Source organism: Paenibacillus zanthoxyli JH29 (genome assembly GCF_000520715.1).
Classification (GTDB): domain Bacteria; phylum Bacillota; class Bacilli; order Paenibacillales; family Paenibacillaceae; genus Paenibacillus_AQ; species Paenibacillus_AQ zanthoxyli.
This window is the reverse complement of record NZ_ASSD01000014.1, coordinates 1-8074: the sequence shown is the minus strand read 5'-3', so window position 1 is coordinate 8074 and position 8074 is coordinate 1. Positions and strand designations below refer to the sequence as shown.

Genomic DNA, 8074 nt, shown 5'->3' with positions numbered 1-8074 from the left:
AGACGCTGCTGGCGCTGCCGGTCTCCCGGACATCCGTATACCTCGCGAAATTCGCGGTAGCCGCTCTTCTGCTGGCAGCTACCCAGGCCGTCTTTATGGCTGCGGTCATCGGAACGGGATTGTTCCGGGATATCGGGACTCCCGTTCCTTGGGAGCTGCTCTTGAGAAGCATTAGCACCAGTTGGGTGGCCTGCTTGCCGCTGGCTGCGCTCCAACTGGCCGTATCCCAGGCGTGGAGCAGCTTCGCCGCGCCGCTCGCGCTGAACGTCAGCTTTACGCTGCCTAATATTCTGATTGCGAACTCGGCTACCTACGGCCCTTATTATCCATGGGTACAGCCGCTTCTGGCCATGATTCCCCAAGGGCAGGCGGACCATGGAGCGTTCAATCTGCCGCTTGAGAGCCTGTTGATCGTTGTGCTGGGCAGCTTTGTTGTCTTCCTTGCGGCGGGTCTGCTGTCTTTCCGCCGCAAGGCGGTGTGAACCTGGTAGAACAGTCCGCCGGGTGACGGCAAATCCGGAGCTTTTTCCATTCGCTTCCTTTCAATCCAGGATTAAAAATTGGGCGCAGCCATTACCGGGCAGGTCTCTTGATGGACATTCGCCCTCATTTTTTCTTATAATGGTTTAAGAGCGGCGGCTGACCAGGCCGGACCGGCTGCAAGGAGGCGAAGCAGATGAAACCGGCGGCTATCGAAGAATGCGACAACACCTGTAACGGCTCGGAGGTTTCTCCTGAGAATCTCCGGTTAACCCTGCCGGAAAGGGCGACGACCGACAAGATGGCGGAACTGTTCAAGGCGCTCGGCGATCCGACAAGGGTTAGGCTGATTTACGCATTATCCCGCCAGGAGCTTTGCGTGCATGATCTGTCGGCTATTTTGGACATGGGCCAGTCGGCGGTGTCCCACCAGCTTCGCTATTTGCGGAACTTGCGGATCGTGAAGCGGCGCAAAGAGGGCAAGACCGTATTTTATTCGCTGAATGACGCGCATGTCGAGCAGATCTTTTTGCAGACGCATGAGCATATCAGACACGAATAGGAACAGGAATAAGGGTACGGTTCGTACCTTCTAAATAAGCAAGCAAAAAGGCAGGAGACCCTTTTGGTCTGCTGCCTTTTTTTGCTGGAATGCCAGCTAGTTTAAGCTGTGTTCCGCTGGTGGAGAGGCGGCCGTCTTTTTCAATTTCAGCGCAAGCCAGATGCAGTACAGCGCCAGCAGCGAAAGGATGGCGATGTTATAGCCGAGGTGGGCGTCGCTGTTGTCGTTGCCGACAAACTGGATCAAGTTATGTAAGAAGTGGAACAGAATCAGCGGCAAAATATTGCGGTTCCGCACCATCAAAAGCGCGAGCGCGCCGCCGATCAGTAAGGCATAGACGATTTGCAGCGCGGTCTGGACTGCGCTCTGTCCGGATAGGGCATTCAGCACATGCGTGATGGAAAAGAGTAGTGATGAGGTGATGACGGCCGTTTTAACCCCCTTGGGCAGCAAAATATTCAGAATCATACCGCGGTAAATACTCTCTTCGACAAAGCCGACCAGCAGGGTGAAAAAGAGATAAAAGAGCAGCTCGGAAGCGCTGATCGGACGGAAACCATTCAGGGCGACGATGAACAGTACGGCCAGAAGGGGCGCATAATCAATCAGTCTCTCCTTGGAGATCGAAGTCACCGAACGGAATCCGTAGTATCCCCATTTTTTCTTCAAGGAAAAATACAGGATCAGCACTGCGGCGATAGGGATGAATGAAATGAGCACGGGCGATGTGTAGCTTAGCTGCTTGATCGTGGCGTAGGCGCCCGCTGCAGTTACGGATAACAACAACAGAACTTCAATAATTACGACGGCGAGTACGGGGTGTTTTTGCGAAAATGACCTCTTAATTTCTTGGTTTGACATGTCCTAAATCCTTCCTCTCCATAATATCCTTGATCCACTGCTGCTGCATTCGAGCATGGCTGAGTCCATATCCCAGCACAGACACTCGGTAATAATAGTCTTCCGGACGCTCGATCCCGGCCAGTTCGCCCTCTACTATGCTCTGTACCGCTTCCAGCGCGCGAATCTCATGTTCGGCTGCGTGCAGATACTCCTGCAGACGCCGCAGACGGACATCCTCATCCAAATAGTCGAAAAAGAAAATCCGGATGAGCTGCTCGCGGCCCCCGGCTTGCGGTTCTTCCAGCCATTTGAGAAAAGCTTCTTTCCCTTCAGGCAGCAGGGAGTAGAGCTTCTTGTTCTTGCTGTCCGCCGTTTCAAACACGGATACATAACCTTTATCTGTCATCCTCTTCAATGCGGGATAAAGGCTGCCGTAGCTTGCCGCGTAGAAATGTCCGACTGTATTATCGATGGTCTTCTTCAAATCATAGCCGCTCATTTGGCTTTCCATCAGCATTCCCAAAAGAACATATTCCAGCATATGCCACCCCTTTATATCGCTTAGATATATCTATTTGATACATTTATTATATCTGAAATTTCACTGCCGTCAAGCGCTCATTACCGATTGACACCGTAAATGCGATAGGAATATAATGACGGTATATAACATATGAACAGTTGCTCATATATTAATCGTAAGCGTTACGGAAGGGGCTGGGGAGAGTGAATACGATAGAGCCGATGGTCAAACGCCAATGGATATTGGAAGGTCTGGACTGCGCCAACTGTGCAATGAAAATTGAGAACCGGGTAGGCAAGATGGACGGGGTCGCCTCCTGTTCGGTCAATTTTGCGACCAAGACACTGACGATGGAAACGGACAGCAGTTTTCCGGAGACAGGTGTTTCGCAGGTGGAGCAGACGGTGGTTTCGATTGAACCGCATGTGCGGCTGCTGGAGAAGCGAGCTGCTGCGGTCTCCCGGTCTGCCGCGTATAGCGGAATGGTTCGCGGAAACGTTCAAGTTCGGAGCCACCGCAAAGCGCATGGGCATGAACATGGGGATGGGCATGAACACGAGGATGGACATGAACACGCACATGCCGGAGAAGAAGGCAGCGCCCACGGACATTCACACAGCCATGGTGAGGGAGAGACGCGGCGGACGGTGCTGCGCCTCGGGGCCGGCGCGGCGTTTGCCGCCGCCGGTTACCTGATTCCTGTCGGCGGTTACTGGGAGCTTGCCCTCTTCCTGCTGGCTTACCTCGCGGCAGGCGGAAATGTCGCCCTCCAAGCTGTGAGAAATATCTCGCGGGGACAAGTATTTGACGAGAACTTTCTGATGGCGTTGGCGACTATCGGCGCGTTCGCAATTGGCCAGTACCCGGAAGGCGTCGCTGTCATGCTGTTCTATCAGGTAGGCGAGCTGTTCCAGGGCCTGGCGGTTAACCGTTCCCGGCGCTCCATCACCGCGCTGATGGATATCCGGCCGGAAACGGCGCGCCTGCGGACCGGGGAAGAGACGAGAATCGTGTCTCCGGAGCAGGTAAATATCGGGGATATCATCGTCGTGCAGCCGGGCGAGAAGGTTCCGCTTGACGGAACGGTCATCGAAGGCCGCGCGATGATGGATACCTCAGCGCTGACCGGCGAATCGGTTCCACGGTCGGCAGAGCCGGGAAGCGCGGTGCTGAGCGGTTTCATTAACAAGAACGGCGTCATCGCCGTAGAGGTAACCCAGACGTTTGCGGAATCGGCGGTTTCCAAAATTCTGGAGCTGGTGCAGAACGCGTCGAATAACAAGGCGAAGACCGAGAACTTCATTACCCGGTTCGCCCGGGGCTACACGCCTGTTGTCGTTATTACAGCCGCGCTGCTGGCCGTGGTTCCCCCTCTGCTGATCAGCGGGGCGACGTTCTCCGACTGGATTTACCGGGCGCTGGTCTTCCTCGTAATCTCCTGCCCATGCGCCCTCGTCGTATCGATTCCGCTCGGCTTCTTCGGCGGTATCGGGGCGGCATCGCGCAGCGGCATCCTGATCAAAGGCAGCAACTACCTGGAGGCGCTGAACGATGTCAAGACCGTGGTCTTTGACAAGACAGGCACGCTGACCAAGGGGCAGTTCAAGGTGACGGATATTCATCCGGCAGAAGGCGTGACGGAGAGTGAGCTGCTGCGGCTGGCCGCTTACGCGGAGAGCCATTCGGGCCATCCGATCGCGGAGTCCATTGTCGCGGCTTACGGTCAGCGCATCGAAGCAAACACTGTTACCGACTATAACGAAATTTCCGGCCACGGCATCCGGGCCGTTGTTGAAGGCCGCATAGTGCTCGCGGGGAACGCGCGTCTTATGGAGCGCGAAGGCATCGCCTTCCGGCAGCCCGGCGGAATCGGCACAATCGTGCATTTGGCCGTGGATGGCCAATATGCCGGCAGTCTTGTCATCGCCGACGAAGTGAAGGAGGATGCGGCCCGGGCGATTTCCGCCCTCCGCAAAATCGGCGTCGCCAAGACAGTGATGCTGACCGGTGATGCTTCGGCGGTGGCCGAGGATGTAGGGAAGCGGCTGGGCATCGGCGAAGTCCATGCCGAGCTTCTGCCCCAGCATAAGGTAGAGCAGATCGAACGCCTTGAATCTCAAAAGGCGGGCCGGGAAAAAATCGCCTTTGTCGGCGACGGCATCAACGATACGCCTGTTCTGGCGCGAGCGGATGTCGGGATCGCCATGGGGGGACTGGGATCGGATGCCGCCATCGAGGCGGCGGACATCGTCATTATGACCGACGAGCCGTCCAAGATTGCATCGGCGATCGGCATCGCCCGCCGTACCCGGACGATTGTATGGCAGAACATTATATTCGCGCTCGGAGTCAAGGCGGTCTTTCTGCTGCTTGGAGCGTTCGGCATCGCGACGATGTGGGAAGCGGTCTTCTCCGACGTCGGCGTGACAGTGCTTGCGGTGCTCAACAGCATGCGGGCGCTCCGCGCACCGTCTGTTCAGGGTTAAGTTCCAGACTAAGCCTGATCCAAAATCATTAAAAACCACCGGGTTGGCTATCCGTACGGATGCCATTTCCGGTGGTTCTTTTACTTAATGCCCCAAGAATCGCCCTATCTTTCGCGAGGTCATCAGCTAAGGCTGAGACTGTCGATGCTGCGGCGGATAATATCGCATGAGGCGGTAAATTTGGCGGATTCTTCCTCGTTTAGATTCAGCTCGAGCAACTCTTGTATGCCTTCTCCCGCAATGATGGCGGGCACGCCCGTACAGATGCCCTTCTGTCCGTATTCTCCGTCCAGGATGGCGGACACGGCAATGATTTTATGTTCATCGTTCAGAATCGAGCGGGCGATATACGCGAGCGCGCTGCCAATTCCGAAATGGGTTGAGCCCTTGCGTGTGAAAATCTCCCACCCGGCATCCTTGGTCTTGCGGGCGAGATCGCCGAGGTCCAGATGCTTGAACCGTTCGCGGTGCTGATCCAGAATATGCAGGATCGGCTTGCCGCCGATGGTCACATGCGACCAGGCCACAAACTGCGATTCGCCATGCTCGCCGAGCGCATAGCCGTTCACGCTGCGGGGATCGATGGAGAATACCTCGGACAGCAGCGTCTTCAGTCTGGATGAATCAATGGATGTCCCTGTTCCGATTACCCTGTGGCGCGGCAGGCCGGAGATTTGCCAGACGAGATAAGTCACAATATCGACCGGATTGGCGGCAATCACAAAAATACCGTCGAAACCGCTCTCCACAATCGGCGTAACGATGCTTCTGGTAATGGTCTTCGCGTCGTCCAGCACATCAAGCCGCGTCTGCCCCGGCTTCGGGTTGGCGCCCGCCGTTAATATCACGATATCCATGCCGGCGCAATCGCTTGTAGTTCCGGCGTAAACTTTGGTCCGCGTACCCATAAAATCCGTACAATGCGAAAGATCAAGCGCCTGCGCCATGGCCCGGTCATACGTACGATCGACCATCATAATTTCATCGCAAATCGCTTGGTTGACCATGGAATAGGCGCAGCTGGAGCCGACCAGTCCGGAACCGACGATCGCCACTTTTCTTGATTTTCTTTTCATCTGCCTATCCTCGCTCTCTTATAAAAAATGGCTAAAGCTTTATCCGTAAGACTCGGTCTGTGATTTCATTTTACCCTAAACACCCGCAAGTTACCTGACATGGGTGAAAAAAGGTACATGCTTCGTGAACGCACAGCGCGCAATATCAGGCCCCTAGAGAAACCTCGCATACATGCGTAAAAACCGCATGGAAGCCATGCGGAAAGGAAATGGCGGAGCTAGTCACAGCTCAATGCGGCGGGAACTTTCGGGCCGGCGTTGCCGGGAGCGTCTCGCGGAGACAACCCGGGTCTGCTACCGGGAAACCAGCGCATCCTGCGGATCGAGCTTGCGGTAGGTTCTAAACATAAATATTCTCCAATGCAGAATCATGCCGAATGCCAGAATAAAGAATAGACCGCCTGACTGCGGAATGGATATGTAGCGGTCGATAAATTCATGCAGCAGCGTGCGGACCAGAAGCAGCCCGAGCAGAACAAGAATGAAGCTCTTGGACCGTTTGGCGTAAATCAGCCCCTCCTTTTCGTGGAAGGTGGTCGTTTTAATAAGCGGATAAGCAAAAACAAACCATCCCGCAAGAAAGGCGGCAAGCGCCCACCATAGAGGAACCCTGACCTCGGAAACAACAAACATGATGAACCCGGTCGACATGCCCAGCGGCGGGATAAGGATTTTGCGGAGGGTAACGGGGCGGTCGCTTGCTTTTAATCGGATAAAAATAACCATCAGCGCCATCAGCAGCGCGCCCAAGGTGGAGCCGATATGCAGTAACGACGGATTGATGCTGCCCATGATTCACGTTCCTCTCTGAATTAAAAGTGGAGTATGTACATTATAGCAAAAAATGCCTTCGGCACCTAAATGTCCGCGTCCCGAAGATAATCGCACGGGCTGCCAAATATAAACGAAAAAACCGCCAAGCGGCGAGCCAGGCGGTTATATTGCTCAGCGTTATGTTTGTAAATAGGCTGCTCCAGGGTAAAGTAATTAGGAACGGGTTCGCCGTCCGCCCATCGAATGCATGACCAGGCTGACGACTGCAATAAGAACGATCGCGCCGATCAAAGAGGGCAGGACGTAGAATTCACTAACACGCGGACCCCAGTCACCTAGAAAACTGCCCAGCCAGGAGCCCAGAATACCGGCGATAATGTTGCCGATAATGCCTCCCGGAATATCTCTGCCCATAATCAGACCTGCCAACCAACCAATAATACCGCCAACAATCAGCATCCATATGAGACTCATCATGCTTCAGCTCCTTTAGGGTATTAGTATTGGATGCTAATTATTAACCTAAAATGGAAGGTTTCAATCAGGTGTCATATTTTGCCGGAATATCAGAATTCTACAACCTTTTGTTAAAGGAGACGTCTAGTATGAAACGCGCAGATGAAGTATTGTTTTATGTCGGAACGTACAGTTCCGAGGATGAGCCGTCCATTTATTTTTGCGGATTAAATACAGAGAACGGAGAAATGAGAATCTTTCAACAAACCTCGGGAATCGAGAATCCATCGTACATAACGCTGAACCGTGCAGGGAATGTACTGTATGCCGTCAGCGAGAAGGAAGACGGGGAGGTCAGCGCATATTCCATCGATCCCGGGACCAATAAGCTGTCCCTGCTGAGTGTACGGCGGACAGAGGGAGGAGCCCCATGCTACGTTTCTATCTCTCCGGAGGAGGACTATGTATTTGTCTCCAACTATTCGGGAGGCAATGTCAATGCTTTCCCGGTTAATGAAGACGGCTCGCTCGGGGAGATGACCTCCCAGGTCCTTCATTCCGGCAGGGGCTTTCGCGAAGACCGGCAGGAAGCGCCGCATCCGCATTCCGTAATCGCAGGCGCAACCGGGAAGCAAATATTGGTATGCGATCTCGGCCTCGACCGGATTGTGCTCTACCGTCACGAAGACGGCAAGCTCACCCGGCATGGTGAAGTGGTGCTGCCTGACGGCTCGGGACCGCGCCATTTGGCATTCCATCCGAGCGGAAAGTGGCTGTATTGCGTCAACGAGCTCAACTGTACGATAACGGTTCTTGAGGCGTGCGAGCCGTCCGGGAATTTTGAAGTCCGGCAGCATCTGTCCACACTGCCGGA

9 protein-coding genes are annotated in these 8074 nt (G+C 54.5%); 4 read left to right on the top strand and 5 right to left on the bottom strand.

The annotated features are described in order from the left end of the window. Positions 1–482, top strand: a 482-nt coding sequence (locus tag L691_RS0100750; protein ID WP_025688145.1) for an ABC transporter permease, incomplete at its 5' end; no start/stop codon positions are given. Between the two features lie 194 nt (positions 483–676). Next, the gene (locus L691_RS0100745) at positions 677–1042 is read left to right on the top strand and encodes an ArsR/SmtB family transcription factor (protein ID WP_025688143.1); all 366 of its coding nucleotides are present in this window, start codon (positions 677–679) and stop codon (positions 1040–1042) included. Between the two features lie 96 nt (positions 1043–1138). Here L691_RS0100745 and L691_RS0100740 read toward each other — a convergent pair whose 3' ends face one another. Both L691_RS0100740 and L691_RS0100735 read right to left on the bottom strand, forming a co-directional pair. After that, positions 1139–1903 (bottom strand): CPBP family intramembrane glutamic endopeptidase, encoded by a 765-nt coding sequence (locus L691_RS0100740; RefSeq protein WP_025688141.1) that lies wholly within the window; start codon positions 1901–1903, stop codon positions 1139–1141. Then, the gene (locus tag L691_RS0100735; RefSeq protein ID WP_025688140.1) at positions 1884–2426 is read right to left on the bottom strand and encodes a PadR family transcriptional regulator; all 543 of its coding nucleotides are present in this window, start codon (positions 2424–2426) and stop codon (positions 1884–1886) included. The genes L691_RS0100740 and L691_RS0100735 overlap by 20 nt, the downstream gene beginning before the upstream one ends. A gap of 185 nt (positions 2427–2611) precedes the next feature. Between L691_RS0100735 and L691_RS0100730 the strand changes: the two genes are divergently transcribed. Continuing rightward, positions 2612–4894: a heavy metal translocating P-type ATPase gene (locus L691_RS0100730; protein ID WP_025688139.1), complete on the top strand. Its 2283-nt coding sequence runs from the start codon at positions 2612–2614 to the stop codon at positions 4892–4894. A gap of 122 nt (positions 4895–5016) precedes the next feature. Here L691_RS0100730 and L691_RS0100725 read toward each other — a convergent pair whose 3' ends face one another. The 3 genes from L691_RS0100725 to L691_RS0100715 all read right to left on the bottom strand — a co-directional run bounded on the left by L691_RS0100725 (position 5017) and on the right by L691_RS0100715 (position 7218). Then, on the bottom strand, positions 5017–5970 hold the full coding sequence (locus tag L691_RS0100725) for an L-lactate dehydrogenase (protein WP_025688138.1): 954 nt from the start codon (positions 5968–5970) through the stop codon (positions 5017–5019). 294 nt (positions 5971–6264) lie between these two features. Continuing rightward, positions 6265–6762, bottom strand: a complete 498-nt coding sequence (locus tag L691_RS0100720; RefSeq protein ID WP_025688137.1) for a CcdC family protein — start codon at positions 6760–6762, stop codon at positions 6265–6267. Between the two features lie 195 nt (positions 6763–6957). Next, positions 6958–7218 (bottom strand): GlsB/YeaQ/YmgE family stress response membrane protein, encoded by a 261-nt coding sequence (locus tag L691_RS0100715; protein WP_025688136.1) that lies wholly within the window; start codon positions 7216–7218, stop codon positions 6958–6960. Positions 7219–7349: 131 nt separating this feature from the next. Here L691_RS0100715 and L691_RS0100710 point away from each other — a divergent pair. Beyond that, a partial coding sequence (locus L691_RS0100710) for a lactonase family protein (protein WP_025688135.1) occupies positions 7350–8074 on the top strand: 725 nt, incomplete at its 3' end.

Excerpts from the sequence above, each read along its gene's own strand:
- L691_RS0100745 (WP_025688143.1), top strand. The coding sequence starts at position 677 with ATGAAACCGGCGGCTATCGAAGAATGCGACAACACCTGTAACGGCTCG.
- L691_RS0100740 (WP_025688141.1), bottom strand. The coding sequence starts at position 1,903 with ATGTCAAACCAAGAAATTAAGAGGTCATTTTCGCAAAAACACCCCGTA.
- L691_RS0100735 (WP_025688140.1), bottom strand. The coding sequence starts at position 2,426 with ATGCTGGAATATGTTCTTTTGGGAATGCTGATGGAAAGCCAAATGAGC.
- L691_RS0100725 (WP_025688138.1), bottom strand. The coding sequence starts at position 5,970 with ATGAAAAGAAAATCAAGAAAAGTGGCGATCGTCGGTTCCGGACTGGTC.
- L691_RS0100720 (WP_025688137.1), bottom strand. The coding sequence starts at position 6,762 with ATGGGCAGCATCAATCCGTCGTTACTGCATATCGGCTCCACCTTGGGC.
- L691_RS0100715 (WP_025688136.1), bottom strand. The coding sequence starts at position 7,218 with ATGAGTCTCATATGGATGCTGATTGTTGGCGGTATTATTGGTTGGTTG.